This window comes from Xanthomonas sp. LMC-A-07, from assembly GCF_030208825.1.
Taxonomy (GTDB): domain Bacteria; phylum Pseudomonadota; class Gammaproteobacteria; order Xanthomonadales; family Xanthomonadaceae; genus Xanthomonas; species Xanthomonas campestris.
This window is the reverse complement of the sequence record NZ_JARVTF010000002.1, coordinates 129848-150499: the sequence shown is the minus strand read 5'-3', so window position 1 is coordinate 150499 and position 20652 is coordinate 129848. Positions and strand designations below refer to the sequence as shown.

Genomic DNA, 20652 nt, shown 5'->3' with positions numbered 1-20652 from the left:
TCGCAATGGGCCCTGCGCACGCGCGCAGGGGCGACGACGGCTGCTGCCGTCGAGGCTCAGGCGATGGGAGGTCGGACCGGTTGCTCGGGCACCGGGTTGGCGCGCCCCTCGGCCAAGGCGCCCGGCATTGCGGGGCGGCCGGCCAGCGCCGCAGGCACCGCCGGCAGTGTCAGCAGGGCCAGGCTGCAGTGCTGCAGGCAGTCGCAGCTGCCCAATTTGCAGCAGTCGCCTTTGCCCGCATGCGCCGCATGCGCCGCGTGATCCGGGTCGGGCTGCGGCATCGCAGCGGGCGAGGCCATGTCTTCATGACACGGCAGTGCGTCCGGCGCGGCCGCGTGCATGCCACGCGCTGTCGCGGCCATCGCCGCCGGCCCCATCGCGGCCGAGCCCATGGCCGGCATCGCCATGCCCACCGACGCCCACGCGCCGGTGGCCGTATTGGCAACCAGGCACAGGCACAGCAGCAGGCGAAGCAGGCAATGCGGCACGGGTAAATCGAGCGAGCGGGCAGGTGCGTCGAGCATACCATCGGCGCCGTGGCCGCCCGGATGACCCGCCGCCCATGGCATATGCGCGGCGGCGGTAGAATCAACGCTTCTCTCGCAGCACAGCCTTGCCATGTCGCAGCGCCAGTGGGTGGCCGCCGCCATCCAGAAGATCGAAGCCGATTTCAACCGCTCGGCCGATACCCACCTGATTCCGATGGACCTGCCGGGGTATCCGGGCATCGACCTGTACTTCAAGGACGAGTCCAGCCACCCCACCGGCAGCCTCAAGCACCGGCTGGCGCGCTCGCTGTTCCTGTACGCGCTGGCCAACGGCTGGCTGCGCGAAGGCCGGCCGGTGATCGAGGCCTCCAGCGGCTCCACCGCAGTGTCCGAGGCTTATTTCGCGCGCCTGCTGGGGGTGCCCTTCATCGCGGTGATGCCGGCCTCGACCTCGCCGGAGAAGATCGCCGCCATCGCATTCCAGGGCGGGCGCTGCCATCTGGTCGAGCGTGCCTGCGACCTGGACAGCGCCTCGCACCAGCTGGCGCGCGAGACCGGCGGGCACTTCATGGACCAGTTCACCTACGCCGAGCGCGCCACCGACTGGCGCGCCAACAACAACATCGCCGAGTCGATCTTCAAGCAGCTTTCCGAAGAGCCGCACCCCATTCCGGAGTGGATCGTCTGCAGCCCCGGCACCGGCGGCACCAGCGCCACGCTGGGCCGCTATGTGCGCTACCGGCGCCACGACACCCGCATTCTGTGCGCGGACCCGGAAGTGTCGGTGTTCTTCGACGGCTATTGCCGCGCCGTGGACGGGCAGTGCCCCAAGGAACTGGCCATCACCGGTGGCTCGCGCATCGAAGGCATCGGCCGCCCGCGGGTGGAGTCCAGCTTCATCGCCAGCTGCGTGGATGTGATGATCAAGGTGCCCGACGCACTGAGCCTGGCGGCCATGCGGCATGTAAGCGCCACGCTGGGCAAGCGCGTCGGCGGCTCCACCGGCACCAACTTCGTCGGCGTGCTGCAGGCGGCCCAGCGCATGCGTGACGAGGGCCGGCAGGGCTCCATCGTCACCATCCTGTGCGATGCCGGCGAGCGCTATGCGCACAGCTATTACGACCCGGCCTGGTATGTGGCGCGCGAGATCGACGTGGACGCCAGCGACGCGGCCATTGCCGCGGCCGTGGCCGGCGCCGCATTGCCCGCCCTGCCTTGTGCTGCGCTGGAATGATCGCCATCTGCTAGGTGCGGCTCTCGCAACGCGCTGCGCGCCACCAGGCGTGCGCCGCTCGGTGTCGGGATCGGCGGTGCTTCACGCACACGTAGTGACCGACACAACAGCCGCATCCTGACGAGGCCACGCGCGGTGCTGCGCGTCCTCCGATGCCCCCTGATCCACCTTATTGCCGGAGCTCCCATGACCAACCCGCTGCTCGACTTTTCCGGACTGCCGTCCTTCGATGCGATCCGCCCCGACCATGTGGGCCCGGCGATCGATCAGCTGCTGGCCGATGCCGAGGCAGCGGTGAAGGCGGCCGAACAGGTCAGCCCGGTCAGCTGGGACAGTTTCGTGGTGCCGCTGGATGATGCCACCGAGCGCCTGTGGCGCGCCTGGGGCCAGGTCGGCCACCTGCAGGCGGTGATGAATACTCCCGAGCTGCGCGAGGCCTACAATAGCAATCTGCCCAAGGTCAGCCGCTTCGGCAGTGCACTGGCGCAGAACCTGGCCCTGTACGCGCAATACAAGGCGCTGGCCGCCTCGCCGGAAGCTGCGCACTACGACGAAGCCCGGCGCAAGGTGCTCGACAACGCGCTGCGCGATTTCCGCCTGGGCGGCGCCGAACTGGACGACGCCTCCAAGGCGCGCTTTGCACAGATCCAGGAAGAGTTGTCCGGGCTGGCCGCCAAGTTTTCGCAGAACGTGCTCGACGCCACCGACGCGTGGGCACACGTGACGCAGGACGAGACCCAGTTGTCGGGCCTGCCGTCCGAAGTGGTTGCCGCCGCACGCGCGGCAGCGGAAAAGGACGGAGTTGCCGGCTGGAAATTCACCTTGCAGATGCCGTGTTATCTTCCGGTGCAGAGCGATGCCGACAGCCGCGCACTGCGCGCGCGGTTGTACCGCGCCAATGCCGAGCGCGCCTCCGAATTCGGCGACGCCGCGCTGGACAACAGCGCCACCATGCAGCGCATCCTGGCCCTGCGCGCCGAGCTGGCACAGCTGCTGGGCTTTGCCAGCTACGCGGACTATTCCATCGCCACCAAGATGGCGCAGAGCCCGGACGAGGTGATGGGATTTCTGCGCGATCTCGCCGTGCGCGCCAAGCCGTATGCACAACAGGATCGTGCCGAGCTGGAAGCCTTCGCGCGCGACGAACTCGGCCTGGAGCAGCTGGAGGCCTGGGACCTGGCGTATGCCGGTGAAAAGCTCAAGCAGGCGCGTTACAGCTTCTCCGAACAGGAAGTGAAGCAGTACTTCACCGAGCCCAAGGTGCTGGCCGGTCTGTTCGATGTGATCCATAGCCTGTACGGCCTGACTGTCAAACCCGATAGCGCGCCGGTCTGGCACCCGGACGTGCGCTTCTATCGGCTGGAAGATGCGCAGGGCGCACTGGTGGGGCAGTTCTATCTGGATCTGTACGCGCGCGAAGGCAAGCGTGGCGGCGCATGGATGGACGACTGCCGCAATCGCCGCGAGACCAGTCAGGGTGTGCAGACGCCGCTGGTGTATCTGGTGTGCAACTTCGGCCGTGGCAGCGGCGATGCGCCGGCCACGTTCCGGCACGGCGAAGTCACCACGCTGTTCCATGAAATGGGCCACGGCCTGCATCAGTTGCTCACCCGTATCGGCGAGCTCGGGGTGGCCGGCATCAACGGCGTGGAATGGGATGCAGTGGAGCTGCCCAGCCAGTTCATGGAGAACTTCTGCTGGGAATGGAAGCGTGTGCAGGCGATGACCGCGCACGTGCAAACCGGCGAGCCGCTGCCGCGCAATCTGTTCGACCGGCTGCTGGCCGCGCGCAATTTCCAGAGCGGCATGTTCACCGTGCGTCAGCTGGAATTCGCGTTGTTCGACATGCAATTGCACAGCAGTTTCGATCCGGCCCAGGACAGTGTGCTGGAGTTGATCGAGCGCGTGCGCGACGAAGTGGCGGTGAATCGCCCGCCGGCGTGGAATCGCTTCCCGCATCAGTTCAGCCACATTTTCGCAGGCGGCTACGCGGCCGGGTATTACAGCTACAAGTGGGCCGAGGTACTCAGCGCCGATGCTTACGCGGCGTTCGAAGAAGCGCCCGAGCGGGTGGCCGACACCGGCGCGCGGTTCCGGCATGAAGTGCTGGCGCGTGGCGGCAGCCGTAGCGCGGCAGACAACTTCCGCGCCTTCCGTGGGCGCGCACCCAAGATCGACGCCCTACTGCGGCACAACGGCATGGCGGGCTAAACCTGCTGCCGTTGTCGGTCGGCGCTGCGTTCGCACCGCAATGTGGCGGTCTGGGCGATAAGCGCAGTCGTGTGGTCACTAACAGCAGCCGACAAAGCGGCTGCGTCCGTCGGCGGGCGCAGCCGATGCTCGGTGCGACATCAACCACGCACGCTTCGGTTCTGAGCGCGCCGTTCACACCCACCTGACGACTGCGCGCTAGGTTGTGTTGGACGTTCCGAAGTGATCGATTGCTTCGTGGATCGGCACATCAAGGAGAGTGCAATGCGGCGACCTTTGTCATGGAGCTTGATGGTGCTGGTCGCGGTCGCCACACCGGTGGTGGCGCAGCACGCAGGACATGTCGAGAAGCTGGTCCGTTTGCGCGCCGGCCCGGGCGATGAATACCGACTGGTGGGTGAGGCCCATGCCGGCAACCCGGTCACTGTGTATTGCTGCCTGCAGAATGCCAGGTGGTGCGACGTGCGCGGACCCGATGCGCGCGGCTGGATGCCGGCGCAGGCAATCGTGTCCGGTCGGGGCCCCGTGGCAAAGGCGGTACCGAAGGTCACGTTCGCGCTTGATGCGTATTGGGACGCGCATTATCAAGGCCGAGAATGGACCGTCGAAAGCGAACGGGCGCTCTGGCGCGACCATGCGCCCGGCGATTTCCCGAGCCTGGACATGATGGCACCCAGTAACAATCCGCAGGTTGGCCCGCCCACCATCGCCAAGCGCCTCAAGGAATACACGCGTTCGGAGAACGAGCGTGTCCAGCGGGACAGGGCCGAAATCGATCGCGCCGCGCTGAATCGGATAGATGCCGACAGACGGGACGACCAGATAAAAAGGTGCGAGCGCTCGGGAAGCCAGGACAGTGCCGTGCAGAGTTGTGTTTCCCAAGCACGCAGCGACTACGACCAATCGGTCAGGAGCCGATGTGAAAGCTCGCCCAGCCAGGATGGTGGCCTGCAGCGTTGTATCTCGCAGTCGAGCATCGACTAGGATCAAGCGATTCGGGAACGCAATCGTCGCGACCAGAACGAGCGCTAGCCGCTCGCTCGTCGAAGGAGGTCTGGCGTGCCTCTTCCCGACGTGTGCGGTCGGCGCGTGGGAGCGCCCAATCACTCACGCCTGCTTTTGCCGCGCCTGGCCCACGGCATCGGCCAATTGCAGGTAGGGCCATGCCCGTCACTGCGTCATTGGCGCGCCACCGTCTTCCTCATCACCGCATTCAGGCCACCGCAGCATGATCGCGGCGGTGGCCGCGAGCCATTACACCCGGCCGAACACCAGCGCGCCGTTGGTGCCGCCGAAGCCGAAGCTGTTGGACATCACCGTGTTCAACGTCGCCTTGCGTGTGGCGCGCAGGATCGGGAAGCCTTCCGCACGCGGATCGAGTTCGTCGATATGCGCCGAGCCGGCCATGAAGCCATCGCGCAGCATCAGCAGGCTGTAGATCGCCTCGTGCACGCTTGCCGCACCCAGTGAGTGACCGGACAACGCCTTGGTCGACGACAGCGGCGGCACGTTGTCGCCGAACACCTCGCGCACCGCGCCCAGCTCGGTGACATCGCCCAGCGGGGTGGAGGTGCCGTGCGTGTTGAGATAGTCGATGGGGCGGTCGAGCCCCTGCATCGCCATGTGCATGCAGCGCACCGCGCCCTCGCCGCTGGGCGCGACCATGTCCGCGCCATCGGAGGTCACGCCGTAGCCCAGCAGTTCGGCATGGATGCGGGCGCCGCGCGCGATGGCGTGGTCGTAGTCTTCCAGCACCAGCATGCCGCCACCGCTGCCGATGACGAACCCATCGCGTTGCGCATCGTAGGGACGCGAGGCCACCGCCGGGCGATCGTTGAAGCCGGTGGACAACGCGCCCATCGCATCGAACATCACGCTCATGGTCCAATGCAGTTCTTCACCGCCGCCGGCAAACATCACATCCTGCGCACCATGCCGGATCAGATCCGCAGCCGCGCCAATGCAATGCGCCGAGGTCGCGCAGGCGGCCGATAGCGAATAGCTCAGGCCGCGGATCTTGAAGGCAGTGGCAAGCGAGGCCGAGACTGCCGAACACATCGTGCGCGGCACCATGTACGGGCCTACCTTGCGCACGCCGCGCGCGCGCAGCAGATCGGCTGTTTCCACCTGCCACTGGCTGGAGCCGCCGCCGGAGCCGGCAATCACGCCGGTGCGCAGGTCGCTGACCTGCTCGGGCGACAGGCCGGCATCGGCAATGGCATCGCGCATCGCCAGGTAGGCGTACGCCGAGGCATCGCCCATGAAGCGCTTGAGCTTGCGGTCGATTAACCCGTCCAGGTCGATGTCCACCGCGCCGCCCACCTGGCTGCGCAGACCCGCTTCGGCATGGTCGGGTAATGCGGTGATGCCCGAGCGGCTTTCGCGCAGCGCGCTGGAGACCGTGTCCAGGTCATTGCCCAGGCACGAATTGATGCCCATTCCGGTGACGACAACACGGCGCATCAGAAATTCTCCGTCGAAGTGAACATGCCCACGCGCAGATCCTTGGCGGCGTAGATTTCACGCCCATCCACCAACATGCGCGCATCGCTCTGTGCCATCACCAGCTTGCGGTTGATGACCCGGCTGATCTCGATCTCGTAGGTCACCAGCGTTGCGGTGGGCAGCACTTGGCCGGTGAATTTCACCTCGCCACAGCCCAGCGCGCGGCCGCGGCCCGGTGCACCGATCCAGGTGAGAAAGAAGCCAGTCAGCTGCCACATCGCATCCAGGCCGAGGCAGCCGGGCATCACCGGGTCGCCGATGAAATGGCAATTGAAGAACCACAGGTCCGGGCGGATATCGAGCTCGGCGCGGATCATGCCCTTGCCGTGGCTGCCGCCGTTGTCGTTGATCTCGGTGATGCGGTCGAACATCAGCATCGGGTCGTTCGGCAGACGGCCGCTGTTGGGGCCGAACAATTCCCCGCGCGCGCTGGCCAGCAATTGGTCACGCGAGTACGCATTTTGACGAGTCATCACGAACGGTTTCCTGCAAGAGCAAAAGGCGAGGGCGGCAAGCGTGCATGAGCCCGTACGGTTCAATCAAACGTTTTATCCGTACGCATGCGTAGTGTTTTCAAGCAGTTGCGCACTGCAGCACGTGTAGGCCAATAACTGGCGCAAGGCATGAGACGCGGCTGATTTATCATGCGTAGCAAGACTGTGCTGGGGAATCTGGCTTGATGCGCAAGATCGTTCACGTGGACATGGATGCGTTCTACGCGTCCGTGGAACAACGTGATGATCCGTCGCTGCGCGGCAAGCCGGTGGTGGTGGCCTGGCGCGGCGCGCGCTCGGTGGTGTGTGCTGCCTCGTATGAAGCACGCACTTTCGGCATCCGCTCGGCGATGCCGGCCGTGCGCGCCGAGCGCTTGTGCCCGGATGCGGTCTTCGTGCCGCCGGATTTTGCACGCTACAAGGCGGTGTCGCGGCAGGTGCGCGAGATCTTTCATCGGCACACCGACCTGGTCGAGCCGCTATCGCTGGACGAAGCGTATCTGGACGTCACCGAAGCCAAGACCGGCATGCAGTTGGCCACGGAAATCGCGCAGCTCATCCGGACCCAGATCCGCGAAGAAACCCAGCTCACCGCGTCGGCAGGCATCGCGCCCAACAAGTTTCTGGCCAAGATCGCCTCGGACTGGCGCAAGCCAGATGGCCAGTTCGTGATCGCGCCCAGTCGCGTGGATGCCTTCCTGCTGCCGCTGCCGGTCAACCGTATTCCCGGGGTGGGCAAGGTCATGGATGGCAAGCTGGCGGCGTTGGGCATCGTCACCGTGAGTGATCTCCGCTTGCGGCCACTGGAAGAACTGCAGGCGCATTTCGGCAGTTTCGGGCAAAGCCTGTACCGGCGCGCGCGCGGCATCGATGAGCGGCCGGTGGAGCCCGACCAGGAAGTGCAATCGGTGTCGTCCGAGGACACCTTCAGTGAAGATCTGGCACTCGATGCGCTTGACCCGCACATCCAGCGGCTGGCCGAGAAAACCTGGCATGCGACGCGGCGCACCGAGCGGATCGGCCGCACGGTGGTGCTCAAGCTGAAGACCTCCAACTTTCGCATCCTCACCCGCTCGTATACGCCCGAGCAGCCGCCGGCGTCGTTGCAGGGGCTGGTCGATATCGCGCTGGGGCTGACCCGGCGCGTGGAGTTGCCGCCGGAAACGCGCTACCGCCTGGTCGGCGTGGGGCTGAGCGGTTTTTCCGACCCCGAGCTGCAGGCCGCGGTGCAGGGCGAATTGTTCGGCGAGGTGCCGCAGCAGTAACGCGCTGACGCAGCCTGCGGCAACGACCGATGCCGCGGACGCACCCGCACGCATCGCGTTGATTGCAGCACTGCACTGACACGTCCTGAATCAGCCGCTTCGTACACTGCGCGCACCCCCACGCAAAGGCGACGCGATGTTTCCGTATCCGCTGGTGATCTTCGACCTGGATGGCACGCTGGTGGACAGCGCATCGGATATTGCCGAGGCCCTCAACGGCACCTTGCAGGAACTTGGCCTGCAGCAGTTTCCCGAAGCCACCGTGCGCAGCTGGATCGGCGAGGGTGTGCACACGCTGCTGGCCACCGCGTTGCGCGAAGCAGGCAGCGACCGCGATGTGGACGCCGAAATGCCGGTGATGATGCGCCACTACGAAGCCAGCCTGCTGCATCATCCGCGCTTGTATCCAGGCGTTGCCGAGGCCTTGCCTGCGTTGCGCAGCGCAGGCGCCACGCTGGCGTTATGCACCAACAAGCCGGCGCGTTTCATCCAACCCTTGCTCGAACACCTGTGCATTGCGGCGCAGTTTGCGACGGTGCTCGGCGGCGATTCGTTGCCGCAACGCAAGCCTAGTGCAGCGCCCTTGCTGCATCTGGCGCAGCAGTTCCAGTACGCGCCCGCGCAGTGCCTGATGGTGGGCGACTCGGCCACCGATGCCGCCGCTGCGCAGGCCGCCGGCATGCCGTTGGCGATGGTGCGGTATGGCTATCTGCGTGGCTTCGATGTGGAGCACGCCGGCGCGGTTGCGGTGATCGACGACATGCGCGCGCTGCTCATGTTGCACTGAGCACGCGCGTTGGTGAGTGACGCGTAACGCGGCAAATCAGCGGTAATGGATGCGTCGGTTACCGCTGCGCGCGCGGCCTGCAGTGCGTGGTCGTCGTTGAGAATGAATCGCATCCGTGTAGAATGCACGGATCGCCAGAGTGACTGCATGGCCGTGCCTGCAGTGCTTCGTCCGCATCACCCCACCGTTGTCTGCCTCAAGCCGTCGCCAGAGGTCATTCCCTTGTCGAGAGGTTTGAGAATGTCCGCATTACGCCGGTCATGGATGTCTGCGCCTGCGCGTCGTCCCGTGTCGTTTCGCCGCCCGCTTGCGCTGGCCATTGCATTGAGTTGCGGCAACTGGGCAAGCATCGCCTGTGCAGCGGAGAATGCAGCAGCAGATGCGGCAGATGCACCGCAATCACTCGAGACCGTGCACGTCACCGCCGCGCAGATCGCCCGCCAGGCGCTGGGGTCATCGGTGATCACCGCCGAAGACATCGAGCGCCGCCCGCCGGTCAATGACCTGTCGCAGTTGTTGCGCACCATGCCCGGCGTCAATCTCACCGGCAACAGTGCCTCCGGCCAGTACGGCAACAACCGCCAGATCGATCTGCGCGGCATGGGCCCGGAAAACACCTTGATCCTGGTCGATGGCAAACCGGTGGGCGCGCGCGATTCGGTGCGCATGGGCCGCAGCGGCGAGCGCAATACGCGCGGCGACACCAACTGGGTGCCGGCCGAAGCGGTGGAGCGTATCGAAGTGCTGCGCGGCCCAGCCGCGGCGCGCTACGGCTCCGGTGCATCCGGCGGCGTGGTCAACATCGTCACCAAGAAACCCACCGGCGATCTGAGCGGGTCGATGACACTGTTCGGGCTGGTGCCCGAGCACAGCGCCGAAGGTGGCGGGCAACGCGCCGGATTCCAGCTGAGCGGCCCGCTATCGGACACGTTGTCGTTCCGCATCTACGGCAACCTCAACAAGACCGACCCGGACAGCTTGGACCTCAACCGGCGTCACGCCACCGCTGCCGGTGCGGTGCCGCCAGCTGGCCGCGAAGGCGTGCGCAACAAGGACATCAATGGCCTGCTGCGCTGGGATCCGATGGAAGGGCAGGTGATCGAACTTGATGCCGGCTTCAGCCGCCAGGGCAATCTGTATGCCGGCGACCGCGCGGTGAGCGCTGATGGCCAGGCCGGCGCGGATCTCACCGCCTTGTTCGGCAGCGAAACCAACACCATGCTCCGCCGCACCGCTTCACTCACCCATCGCGGCACCTGGGCGCTGGGCACCTCGCGGCTCACGGCCGCCTATGAAGGCACCGACAACACGCGCCTCAACGAAGGCCTCGCCGGCGGGCCGGAAGGCTCCATTGCTGCTGGCTTGGTCGATTCCACCGCCAGCCTGGACAACCTCAACATCGACGGCGAATTCAACATGCCGGTGCAGGCCTGGGCCGAGCAGGTGCTCACGGTCGGCTTCGAGCGCCGTCAGAGCCGGCTCAGCGATGCGTATTCGATGTCGCAGACGGTCACCGCCGGTGGCGGCTTTCCCGGGCTTGCCATGGGCGTGCGCAGCCCACGCAGCGAGGCAACCTTGAGCGCGGTGTACCTGGAAGACAACGTGTACGCCACCGAGCGCCTGACGCTTACGCCCGGCCTGCGCCTGGACCACCACAGCCAGTTCGGCAACAACCTCAGCCCCAGCCTCAACGTGCAGTACACGCTCAGCGACAACTGGCTGCTCAAAGGCGGCATTGCGCGCGCGTTCAAGGCACCAAACCTGTACCAGTCCAACGACAATTATCTGTACTACACGCGTGGCAATGGCTGCCCGGTGCTGTTTCCCAACCTGGGCTCGGGTTGCTACATCCAGGGCAACGATGCGCTCGATCCGGAAACCAGCATCAACAAGGAAATCGGCATCGAATGGGCGCCGCAAGACGGCTACCACGCCTCGCTGACGTACTTCCATAATGCCTACGACAACAAGATCGTGGCCGGTATGATTCCGGTGGCTGTCACTGCCGATGGGCGTGGGCGCATTTTCCAGTGGACCAACGCCTCCGAGGCGATCGTGCAGGGCTTGGAAGGCAATCTCACGCTGCCGCTGCTGGGAGAACACGGCCGTGTGTTGAAGTGGAACACCAACGTCACCTACATGATCGAGAACAAAAATACCGCCACCGATCAGCCGCTGTCGGTGATCCCCGAATACACCGTCAACACGACGCTGGACTGGCAACCGACCCAAGCGCTGTCGCTGCTGCTCACCGGCACCTTCTACGGCAAGCAGGAGTCGGCCACGCAGTCGAGTACCAGTGGCGGCGCCATCGCACCGGACACGCGCGACCCCTACGACCTGTGGGGCATCAGCGCGCGTTACCGCATCACCCGCACCGTGAGCGTCGGGGTTGGCGTAGACAACCTATTCGACACGCGCCTGTTCCGGGAGGCCACCAACAACACTGCCGGTGCGGCGGGTGCTGCCACCTATAACGAACCCGGTCGTGCCTACTGGGCCACGCTGCGCTTCGGCTTCTAAGCGCGCTCAGGCATGCGCCGCGCGGCTGATCGTGTGCGGGGTGCATCGGCATCGTGACGCAGGAGAATTTCATGCAGCTGTCTCGCAACGTCCAATGCCTGAGCATCGCTGCACTGCTGTGGTGCGCCGGGTTGTCGCCGCTCTGCGCGCAGCCGGATCTGTCGCGCACCATCGGCACCACGGTGGCCGATCGCCCGAGCGACTCATACCGGTTCTCGCAGCTGCGGTTGGCGGCGCCCGATGGGCAGCGCTATTACCGTGTGCGCATCGCCGTGCCCAAAACACCGCCACCGCCGGCCGGGTACCCGGTGGTCTATCTGCTGGACGGCAATGCGGCCTTGATGGAGCTGGATGCGCCCTTGCTCGATGGGCTGTCCGCGCACGGCGATGCGCCGGTGCTGGTGTTCATCGGCGATGACAGCGCGCTGCGCATCGATGCGATGGGGCGCAGCCTGGACTACACCCCGGCGCGTTACGGCGATGGGCGTGTGGAAACCGATCCGCTCGCGCTGCAACGCCGTACCGGCGGCGCAGCGGCGTTCCTGCAACTGATCGAAACACGCATCCGCCCGCAGGTGCAGGCCCGTGCGGCGGTGGATCGCCAGCGGCAGACGCTGTGGGGCCATTCGTACGGCGGCCTGTTCGTGCTGCACGCCCTGCTGGCCAGGCCGCAGGCGTTTCAGCGCTATGTCGCGGTGGATCCGTCGTTGTGGTGGGGCGATGGCTTCATCGTCCAGCAAGCGCAGCGGGTGGTGAAGCAAGCGGCTGGCACATCGCAGGCAGACGCCGCACCGATCCAGTTCATGCTGATGGCCGGCGAACCCAATGGCGAGGCCAACCCGCCGGCGGCGGATCGGCCCGGCCGTCCGCGCGTGGACCCGCAAGCTGCGCGTCAGTTGGTAACGCTGCTGTCCACACGGCCGGGGATAACCGCCACCTATCGGCCGCTGCCGGGACTGAGCCACGGGCAAACCTTAGGCGCCTCGCTCGCGCCGACCTTGCAGGCCGCAGCGGGGCGTTAGTCACGCAGGCACGTGCGTTACGTGCGGCCGCGTTACTCGTCGTGCGTGGCGGGTTGCGCGTCGTCGCCGGCCACGTCGGTGGCATCGTCTGCCAACGCATCGCTGTCGGCGCGCGCGTAATGCACGGTTTCCACCGGGCCACCGACCGGGCGGCCACGTGCGGCCGGCAGCAGTGCGCTGGCGGCTTCGTATTCGGCCAGCAAGGCATGCCGGCGCGCTTCCGGCACTTCCTGCCAATGGCAATCGGCAAGCGCACCTTCCAGCGAATACAGCAGATTGAGGCTGGGCTTGAATCCGGCACGACGCACTTTTACAAACGCGCCAACCGCGCCCACGGCCTGCAGGTCCTGCTGGGTGCGCAGGCCAACTTGGCGTAGCCAGGCCGCGCTCTTGGGGCCGATGTTGCGCAGCCGTTCGGTGGTCACGTCAACGCGCCGACGAAGACCTGCGCGATGGCTTCGAGTCCGCGCTGGTCGTCCGCGTCGAAGCGGTCCAGTTCCGGGCTGTCCAGGTCGAGCACGCCGATCAGCGTGTCGCCTTGTACCAGCGGAACCACTAGCTCCGAGCGCGACGCCGAATCACAGGCGATATGCCCAGGGAACGCGTCCACATCGGCGATGCGCTGGGTCTGCCGGGTACTGGCGGCGGCACCGCACACACCCTTGTCCAACGGGATGCGCACGCAGGCGGGCAGCCCCTGGAAGGGCCCCACCACCAGCTCGCGGCCGTCATAGAAATAGAACCCCGCCCAGTTGAGCGACGGCAATGAATTGAACATCAGCGCGGCCAGGTTGGCGGCATTGGCGATCCGGTCCGGCTCGCCGTGCACCAGAGCCTGGGCCTGGGCGGTGAGCTGGGCATATTGTTCCGGCTTGCTGCCGGTCAGCGAAGAGGTGGCGAACATGCGCAAAGTCTAGCAGCGGCCATCCGCAGCGTCGTTGCGACGCCACGGAGCAGGTGCGCGGGCTGCAAGGCCGGCAGGACTCCAAGGGGTGCGCCGCGCACACGACCATCCCGGGCCGCGCGCCGCATGTGCCGGCCAGCCAAGCGGCCCACGATGCATTGGTTCGTTTCAGAAGGCATGGCAGATGCCACGCAAGCGCGTGCAGCAAACGCCCGCACGGTATGCTCCGCGGCCTCTCCGGCAATGGCGGCGCGGCCGCAGGAACAGGTGCATGCAGTTTCCCGCCTTCTACGTCACTGGCACCGATACCGGCATCGGCAAGACCGTTGCCAGCACGGCTTTGTTGCATGCGGTGCGAGCACGCGGCCACACCGCAGTGGGCATGAAGCCGGTGGCCAGTGGCTGCGTCGCCACCCCGCAGGGTTGGCACAACGAAGACGCGCTGGCGCTGCAAGCCGCCAGCCAGCCGCAGCCGGACTACGCCACCCTCAATCCATATGCGTTGCCTGCGGCGTTGGCCCCGGAACTGGCTGCCGCCGATGTTGGCGTGAGCTTGTCGCTGGTGCCGCTTCAGCAGGCCTTTGCGCAGCTGCGCGCGCAGGCCGAGGTGGTGGTGGTGGAAGGGGTCGGCGGCTGGGCGGCGCCGCTGAGTGCGCAGCTGGATCAGGCCGATCTGGTGCGCACATTGCAGCTGCCGGTGGTGCTGGTGGTGGGCGTGCGCCTGGGCTGCATCAACCATGCGCGCCTCACCGCCGCGGCCATCGCCGCCGATGGCCTGCACTGCATCGGCTGGATCGCCAACGAGGTCGACCCGCAGATGGAGCGCATCGAGGACAACATCCGCATGCTCGGCCAGCGTCTGGCGATGCCGTGCTGGGGGCGCATTCCGTGGCGCCCCAACGCCCAGGCCGAGGGCCTGGCGCAGCACATCTGCCTGCCGGAGTGAGCGCAGCGGCCTTGTGCGCGGCCGCATCGAAAGGGCCGGCCGACGCCTGCGCCGGTCACCAGACAATAAAAAAGCCCGACAGAGGGAGGGATCTGTCGGGCCGGATTGCATGGGGGGAGGGACCCATGCAAAGACGCTGAATTTTGGTGGCCGTTACTTGCGCCGGGTCTTGCCTGTTGCGCCGGTCTGATCGCTGCCGGTCTCGAACTGCTGCTTGGCAAACTGCCCAAGTTCGCTGGACATCTTCAGCCCCATGCCAACCACTTCCTGGTTGACCGACGCCAGACGTTCCAGGTTGTCGCGTGCCAGTTGCAGCCCTTTCGGCCAGAGCGTCTGGTAGGCGCGCACATCGCGCGCCTGCGCAAACTCACCGAAGAAGCTGGTGGTCGCGTTGACGTTCTGTTCCAGCGTGTCCAATGCCAACTGGTTGGCACGTGCTGCGGCAGAAGCGAACTGACTGGTGAAGCTGTTTTCGAACTGCGCCGACATCGCGAACCCCTTGGGGAATGCTGTGACCGTTTGTTGCGTTGCAGCATACGCGGATGTTGTTGCGATGCAACATCTTTCCTGAAAATTTTCCAACCGACCTAAAAAGTATTTTCAAATCAATCGCTTGCGTTGCCCTTAAAACGGAAAAGGCCGCCTCGGTGGGCGGCCTTCGGTCACCATTTGCGCCAATCAACCGCGATAGCGGCAGCCGGAAGTGCAGGTCTCGTGCACCACGATTTCGCTCAACTGCGGCAAGGCCGGCTTGAGCTGCTGCCAGATCCAGATGGCCAGGCGTTCGCTGGTGGGGTTTTCAAGCCCCTCGATGTCGTTGAGGTAGTGGTGATCGAGCCGGTCGTAGATCGGCTGGAAGGCAGCCTTGATGTCGCCGAAGTCCATGATCCAGCCAGTCTCGGCACCCGGTTCGCCGCTGACATGCAGCTCGACCCGGAACGAATGCCCATGCAGCCGTGCGCACTTATGGCCCGGCGGAACGTTGGGCAGCCGGTGGGCGGCCTCGAGCGTAAATACTTTGAAGATATCCATGGCGTTGATCGGCAAGCGCGTGCAGAGGAAGGTGGGCCGGACGTTGCCGGCGTCGGTGTGGCTGACAGGACAAGGGCCGCATGGCGGCCCTTGTCGTTACCGTCAGTCGCGGGCGTTAGGCGCCGCGGCTGGCCGGCCGGCCACTGCCACCACGACCACCGTCGCGACGGCCGGCACCTGCGCCGGCAGTGGCCTGACGCGGCCCGCTGCTGCGCTGGCCACCCGGCTTCTTCGGGCCGGCATGGGCGTGCGCCTGACGCGGTGCGTCACCGTGCGGGCGACGGGCGTGGCTCTTGCGCGGGGCGCGATCGCCACCCGGCTGCTCGGCACGGCCCGGGGCGCTGTTGCCCCAGCGGATCGGGGTCTGCGGCTCGTAGCCCGGCACGTCGCGGATTTCCACGTCGCGGCCCAGCATGCGCACGATCTGACGCAGCAGCTTGGCTTCGTCCTGTGCCACCAACGAGATCGCCTCGCCGGTCGAACCGTTACGGCCGGTGCGGCCGATGCGGTGCACGTAGTCCTCGGCCACCATCGGCAGGTCATAGTTGATGACCTTCGGCAGCTGGTCGATATCGATACCGCGCGCGGCGATGTCGGTGGCTACCAGCACGGTTACGCGGCCGGCCTTGAAGTCGCTCAGGGCACGCATGCGCTGGCCCTGGCTCTTGTTGCCGTGGATCGCCGCGGTCTTGATGCCGGACTTCTCCAGGAACAGCGCCAGCTTGTCGCTGCCGTGCTTGGTGCGTGCGAAGACCAGGGTCTGCTCGCGGCTGTCCTGCGCCAGCAGGTGCAGCAGCAGGTCGCGCTTGCGCGCGCCATCGACCGGGTGCACGCGGTGGGTGATGCTCTCGGCCACGGTGTTGCTCGGGGTGACCTGGATCTGCATCGGGTTGCGCATGAACTCCAGCGCCAGCTGCTTGATGTTCTCTTCGAACGTCGCCGAAAACAGCAGGGTCTGACGGTCCTGGCGCGGCAGCTTGGTCAGGATGCGCTTGATCGACGGCAAGAAGCCCATGTCGAGCATGCGGTCGGCTTCGTCCAGGATCAGTACTTCGATGCCGGACAGGTCCACGCTGCGGCGCTCGATATGGTCGATCAACCGGCCCGGGCAGGCGATCAGCAGGTCCACGCCACGACGCAGCGCATCGAGCTGGTTGCCCATGCCCACGCCGCCGTAGATCACCGCGCTCGGAATGCGCAGGTACTTGCTGTAGCCGCGCAGGCTGTCGTGCACCTGGGTGGCCAGCTCGCGGGTGGGGGTCAGGATCAGCGCGCGCGGCTTGCGCGGGCCGTTGACCGGCTGCGGGGTGGTGCCCAGGTGCTGCAGCAGCGGCAGGCCGAACGCGGCGGTCTTGCCGGTACCGGTCTGTGCGCCAGCCAGCAGGTCATGGCCGGCCAGCACGAGCGGGATCGCCTGCTGCTGGATGGCGGTGGGGGTTTCATAGCCCTGCTCGGCCAATGCGCGCAGCAGGAAGGGCGCCAGGCCCAAGGATTCAAAAGACATCAGGAAGCTCCAAGTAAAGCGTCGCCACCAGGCAGAGCCCGGAGCGCAGACGCATTGCAGATGCAAAAAAGTGAGGCTCGGAGCGTTCCCGTGAACCGCGCTGCGAGATGGTGGAACAACCCAATCAAAGAGCGATGGGTTTGTCGGCACCACGAAAGGCGTCGGGTGGGGCGGGCGAGCGGATCGATCGATCCTGGCCTCGCCGGCGGTCCCTAAGGGAAACGGACGGCCGCATGCAGACCCGGCAAGTGTACGCCCGATTGGCGCGCTGCACAAAACTGTGTGATCGCGGTTGGGGAACGGGTCAGTTGTTTCAGCTGCAACCACCTGGCGCGGCAGGTCGTACAATCGGCACTTCAGCCACAGCCGCAGGACGGTCATGAAGCTAGGTTCCCTGAAGGAAGGCGGCCGCGACGGCTGCTTGATCGTGGTCTCGCGTGACCTGACCAGCGCGGTGCGCGCTACCGGCATCGCGCCGACGCTGCAGCGCGCGCTGGAGGACTGGAGCAACGTGGCGCCGCGGTTGAACGCCCTGGCGGACTCCCTCGACGATGGCAGCGCCGATGGCGTGTTTGCGCTGGACATGCAGGCACTGGCTGCGCCGCTGCCGCGCGCCTACGAGTTCGTCGATGGCAGCGCCTACCTCCCACATGTGGAGCGGGTGCGCCGCGCGCGCAATGCTGAAGTGCCCGAGAGCTTCTACACCGACCCGCTGATGTACCAGGCCACCAGTGCCGGGTTCTACGGCCCGCGCGACGCCATCAAGGTGATCAGCGAAGACCATGGCATCGATCTGGAAGCCGAATTGGTGGTCATCACCGACGATGTGCCGATGGGCGCCTCGCCTGAGCAGGCGGCTGCGCATATCCAGCTGATCGGCCTGGTCAACGATGTTTCTCTGCGCAACCTGATCCCGGCCGAGCTCGCCAAGGGCTTTGGCTTTGTGCAGTCCAAGCCGCGCTCGGCGTTGTCGCCGGTGTTCGTCACCCCCGACGAGCTGGGCGATGCCTGGCGCGACTGCAAGGTCCATCTGCCGCTGGTGACGCACGTCAACGGCGCCTGGTTTGGCGCGCCCGAGGCCGGCCACGACATGCAGTTCGACTTTGCCCAGCTGATTGCCCATGCCGCCAAGACCCGGCCGCTGTCGGCCGGCACCATTGTCGGCTCCGGCACCATCGCCAACCAGGACACATCCCTGGGCGCCTCCTGTTTTGCCGAGCAGCGCGTGGTGGAGACGCTGCGCGATGGCAGCCCGAGCACCCCGTTCATGTCCTTCGGCGATGTAGTGCGCATCGAGATGATGGACGCGCAGGGCCACAGCATCTTCGGGGCGATCGAGCAGCGCGTCGAGCGCCAGCCGCTGCCATGAACCAGATGCCGATGCTCACGCATGCGGCAGGGCAGGGGCAGGCATGAGCGCGCCCCTGGAGCTGTTTTCGTACTGGCGCTCCAGCGCCGCCTACCGCGTACGCATCGGCCTGCAGTTGAAGGCGCTGGCCTATGTCGCGCATCCGGTGCATCTGGTGCGCGATGGCGGCGAGCAACACGCCGCCGCCTACGCGCAACTCAATCCGCAGGAGCTTGTGCCGACCCTGCGGCACGGGCAGCTGGTGATCCCCCAGTCCCTGGCCATCCTCGAATACTTGGACGAGGCGTTTGCGGACGGCGCGCCGCTGTTGCCGGCCAGCGCCGCCGCGCGCGCGCGGGTGCGGGCGCTGGCCCAGGTGATTGCTTGCGATGTGCACCCGCTCAACAACCTGCGCGTTACCCAATTCCTGGAGCACACCTGGGACGTCTCGCCAGCGCAGCGCCATCACTGGACTGCGCACTGGATGCAGCAGGGGTTGGCAGCGCTGGAAACCCATTTGGCTGGCGACGCACAAACCGGGCAGTTCTGCCACGGCGACACGCCGGGCCTGGCCGATTGCGTGCTGGTGCCGCAGCTCTACAACGCGCGCCGGTTCGCCGTGGAGTTGGCGCCGTATCCGACGCTGCAGCGGATCGAACAGGCCTGCCTGGCACTGCCGGCGTTCGATGCGGCACGGCCGGAAACGCAGCCTGACGCGGCAGTGTAGACGCGGGGAGTTGCCGGCCGCATCTGCCCTTCGGACAGCCTCCCGTAATGCGGGGGCGCGCAGAGCGATCGATGCGCGTGCGGCCGCTGATGCTCACGCCGGTCTACTGCAGGGTGCTGATCTGTGGCTTGGCTGCAGGGCCCTTGCCCACCCACCATCGCGGGACACGCCGCAAGTACGTCCTTGTAAGCGCTTACGCGGCATCCATGCCGCGTCAGGTCCCGCGACGGTGGGCGGGCAAGGACCAGTCAAGATGGTCGTTGCGCGTAACTATTCCCAAAGCAACCAGCAGACTTTCTGGTGCGGTGTCCTCGTCGATCGCGGGACCATGTGGCGGCATGGATGCCGCCACTGAGCCTCCACGGAAGGATTCACGGCGTGTCCCGCGAGCGGTGAGGGCACCGCGCCCTCGACCGACCAGGCGTTTTGCTCAGGACTTTTGACTGCATCCGGCAAGATGCGACCAATAAAACCACTGCGCTCACCGCCAGGCAGGCGCACGCTACATTTTGTTGGTCGTTCTAAATAAACCCATGGCTGATCTTCGGCGCCGAGGCCGACTCGTAGTCGGCATACGGATCGTGCTCGCCGGAGCCGCCTTCGGAAAGACGGAATTTCAGCGCCAGGCCGTCGCGCGAGTCAGCCGCGCGCAGCGCTTCCTCCTGCTCGATCTCGCCGGTCTTGACCATCCGGAACAGGCATTGGTCGAAGGTCTGCATGCCTTCTTCCAGCGACTCTTCCATCGCCGCCTTGACCTCGTGCACCTGGCCGCGTCGCAGCAGGTCGCGAATCATCGGCGTGTTGAGCAACACTTCGGTGGCGGGACGGCGGCGTCCGTCCTGGCCCTTGACCAGGCGCTGGGAGACCACCGCACGCAAATTCAGCGCCAGATTCATCAGCACGTTCTTGTGCGCGCTTTCCGGGAAGAAATTGAGAATGCGCTCAATGGTCTGGTCGGCGTTGTTGGAGTGCAGCGTCGCCAGACACAGGTGACCGGTTTCGGCAAACGCAATCGCCGCCTCCATGGTCTCGGCATCCAGTATTTCGCCGATCAGGATCACGTCCGGCGCCTCGCGCATCGCGTTCTTCAGCGCGCTCTGGAAGGTGTGGGTGTCCAGGCCGACTTCGCGCTGGTTCACGATCGACATCTTGTGCTTGTGCAGGTATTCGATCGGGTCCTCGATGGTGAGGATGTGCCCGGTGGTGGTGCTGTTGCGGTGGTCGATCATCGAGGCCAGCGAGGTCGACTTGCCGGAACCGGTCGAACCGACCACCAGCACCAGCCCGCGCGGGGTCATGATGACGTCCTTGAGCACCTGCGGCAGGTTGAGCTCCTCGATGCTCGGGATCCGGCTGCGGATGGCACGGATCACCATGCCCACTTCGCCGCGCTGCTTGAACACGTTCACGCGGAAGCGCCCGGCGTCGGGCAGAGCGATGGCCATGTTGAGTTCCAGCTCGCGCTCGAACTGCGGCACCTGGCCTTCGTCCATCAATGAGTAAGCGATTTTCTTGACCATCCCCGGCGGCAACCCCGTATTGCCGAGCGGGTAAAGCTTGCCTTCGATCTTGATGTACACCGGCGCGCCGGTGGTCAAGAACATGTCCGAGGCATTCTTTTCGGTCATCAGCTTCAGGAAGTAGCCGATATCCATGCGCAAT

The 20652-nt window shown here is 65.9% G+C and carries 19 protein-coding genes and 1 other RNA gene; 11 read left to right on the top strand and 9 right to left on the bottom strand.

Annotated elements, in window-relative coordinates:
• Window positions 1–56 precede the first annotated feature (56 nt).
• Entirely contained in the window at window positions 57–488 is a 432-nt protein-coding gene (locus tag QRM89_RS01705; protein WP_285447151.1) for a CopL family metal-binding regulatory protein, read from the bottom strand.
• Window positions 489–618: 130 nt separating this feature from the next.
• On the opposite strand from QRM89_RS01705, the gene QRM89_RS01700 reads away from it, so the two are divergent.
• From QRM89_RS01700 to QRM89_RS01685, 4 genes are all read left to right on the top strand, one after another.
• Window positions 619–1722 carry a PLP-dependent cysteine synthase family protein gene (locus tag QRM89_RS01700; protein ID WP_011035824.1) on the top strand — a complete coding sequence of 368 codons (1104 nt, stop codon included), beginning with the start codon at window positions 619–621 and terminating at the stop codon, window positions 1720–1722.
• 186 nt (window positions 1723–1908) lie between these two features.
• Entirely contained in the window at window positions 1909–3933 is a 2025-nt protein-coding gene (locus tag QRM89_RS01695; RefSeq protein WP_285447143.1) for a M3 family metallopeptidase, read from the top strand.
• 146 nt (window positions 3934–4079) lie between these two features.
• A non-coding RNA gene (locus tag QRM89_RS01690) (sX9 sRNA) lies at window positions 4080–4147 on the top strand.
• A gap of 77 nt (window positions 4148–4224) precedes the next feature.
• Window positions 4225–4917 carry an SH3 domain-containing protein gene (locus QRM89_RS01685; RefSeq protein WP_285447142.1) on the top strand — a complete coding sequence of 231 codons (693 nt, stop codon included), beginning with the start codon at window positions 4225–4227 and terminating at the stop codon, window positions 4915–4917.
• A 270-nt stretch (window positions 4918–5187) separates the two neighbouring features.
• Here the strand turns inward: QRM89_RS01685 and fabB are convergent, their stop codons facing one another.
• Both fabB and fabA read right to left on the bottom strand, forming a co-directional pair.
• Complete coding sequence (gene fabB / locus QRM89_RS01680) at window positions 5188–6396, bottom strand: beta-ketoacyl-ACP synthase I (protein ID WP_285447141.1); 1209 nt, start codon at window positions 6394–6396, stop codon at window positions 5188–5190.
• The gene (gene fabA / locus QRM89_RS01675; RefSeq protein ID WP_042596506.1) at window positions 6396–6911 is read right to left on the bottom strand and encodes a 3-hydroxyacyl-[acyl-carrier-protein] dehydratase FabA; all 516 of its coding nucleotides are present in this window, start codon (window positions 6909–6911) and stop codon (window positions 6396–6398) included. The genes fabB and fabA overlap by 1 nt, the downstream gene beginning before the upstream one ends.
• Before the next feature lie 206 nt (window positions 6912–7117).
• Here fabA and dinB point away from each other — a divergent pair, with 206 nt between their 5' ends.
• The 4 genes from dinB to QRM89_RS01655 all read left to right on the top strand — a co-directional run bounded on the left by dinB (window position 7118) and on the right by QRM89_RS01655 (window position 12529).
• Window positions 7118–8197 (top strand): DNA polymerase IV, encoded by a 1080-nt coding sequence (gene dinB / locus QRM89_RS01670; protein WP_011035828.1) that lies wholly within the window; start codon window positions 7118–7120, stop codon window positions 8195–8197.
• Window positions 8198–8333: 136 nt separating this feature from the next.
• Window positions 8334–8984, top strand: coding sequence for a phosphoglycolate phosphatase (gene gph / locus QRM89_RS01665; protein WP_285447140.1), 651 nt, complete (start codon window positions 8334–8336; stop codon window positions 8982–8984).
• A 264-nt stretch (window positions 8985–9248) separates the two neighbouring features.
• Window positions 9249–11507 carry a TonB-dependent siderophore receptor gene (locus QRM89_RS01660; RefSeq protein WP_285447139.1) on the top strand — a complete coding sequence of 753 codons (2259 nt, stop codon included), beginning with the start codon at window positions 9249–9251 and terminating at the stop codon, window positions 11505–11507.
• Between the two features lie 71 nt (window positions 11508–11578).
• Window positions 11579–12529 (top strand): alpha/beta hydrolase-fold protein, encoded by a 951-nt coding sequence (locus QRM89_RS01655; protein ID WP_285447138.1) that lies wholly within the window; start codon window positions 11579–11581, stop codon window positions 12527–12529.
• Window positions 12530–12561: 32 nt separating this feature from the next.
• Here QRM89_RS01655 and QRM89_RS01650 read toward each other — a convergent pair whose 3' ends face one another.
• Entirely contained in the window at window positions 12562–12954 is a 393-nt protein-coding gene (locus tag QRM89_RS01650; protein WP_011035830.1) for a TfoX/Sxy family protein, read from the bottom strand.
• A complete protein-coding gene (locus QRM89_RS01645) occupies window positions 12951–13433 on the bottom strand; it encodes a GAF domain-containing protein (protein ID WP_285447137.1) in 483 nt (160 codons plus the stop codon). The genes QRM89_RS01650 and QRM89_RS01645 overlap by 4 nt, the downstream gene beginning before the upstream one ends.
• Before the next feature lie 271 nt (window positions 13434–13704).
• Here QRM89_RS01645 and bioD point away from each other — a divergent pair, with 271 nt between their 5' ends.
• Window positions 13705–14379 carry a dethiobiotin synthase gene (bioD, locus tag QRM89_RS01640; RefSeq protein WP_285447136.1) on the top strand — a complete coding sequence of 225 codons (675 nt, stop codon included), beginning with the start codon at window positions 13705–13707 and terminating at the stop codon, window positions 14377–14379.
• A 153-nt stretch (window positions 14380–14532) separates the two neighbouring features.
• On the opposite strand, the gene QRM89_RS01635 is transcribed toward bioD, so the two are convergent.
• The 3 genes from QRM89_RS01635 to QRM89_RS01625 all read right to left on the bottom strand — a co-directional run bounded on the left by QRM89_RS01635 (window position 14533) and on the right by QRM89_RS01625 (window position 16915).
• Entirely contained in the window at window positions 14533–14868 is a 336-nt protein-coding gene (locus QRM89_RS01635) for a phasin family protein (protein WP_285447135.1), read from the bottom strand.
• 189 nt (window positions 14869–15057) lie between these two features.
• Complete coding sequence (gene queD, locus QRM89_RS01630; RefSeq protein ID WP_008576903.1) at window positions 15058–15411, bottom strand: 6-carboxytetrahydropterin synthase QueD; 354 nt, start codon at window positions 15409–15411, stop codon at window positions 15058–15060.
• A 115-nt stretch (window positions 15412–15526) separates the two neighbouring features.
• Entirely contained in the window at window positions 15527–16915 is a 1389-nt protein-coding gene (locus QRM89_RS01625; RefSeq protein WP_011035834.1) for a DEAD/DEAH box helicase, read from the bottom strand.
• Between the two features lie 379 nt (window positions 16916–17294).
• On the opposite strand from QRM89_RS01625, the gene QRM89_RS01620 reads away from it, so the two are divergent.
• Both QRM89_RS01620 and maiA read left to right on the top strand, forming a co-directional pair.
• Window positions 17295–18284, top strand: a complete 990-nt coding sequence (locus QRM89_RS01620; protein ID WP_076056696.1) for a fumarylacetoacetate hydrolase family protein — start codon at window positions 17295–17297, stop codon at window positions 18282–18284.
• A 43-nt stretch (window positions 18285–18327) separates the two neighbouring features.
• A complete protein-coding gene (gene maiA / locus QRM89_RS01615) occupies window positions 18328–18990 on the top strand; it encodes a maleylacetoacetate isomerase (protein ID WP_285447134.1) in 663 nt (220 codons plus the stop codon).
• A gap of 521 nt (window positions 18991–19511) precedes the next feature.
• Here the strand turns inward: maiA and QRM89_RS01610 are convergent.
• Entirely contained in the window at window positions 19512–20645 is a 1134-nt protein-coding gene (locus QRM89_RS01610) for a PilT/PilU family type 4a pilus ATPase (RefSeq protein WP_115003883.1), read from the bottom strand.
• Window positions 20646–20652 lie beyond the last annotated feature (7 nt).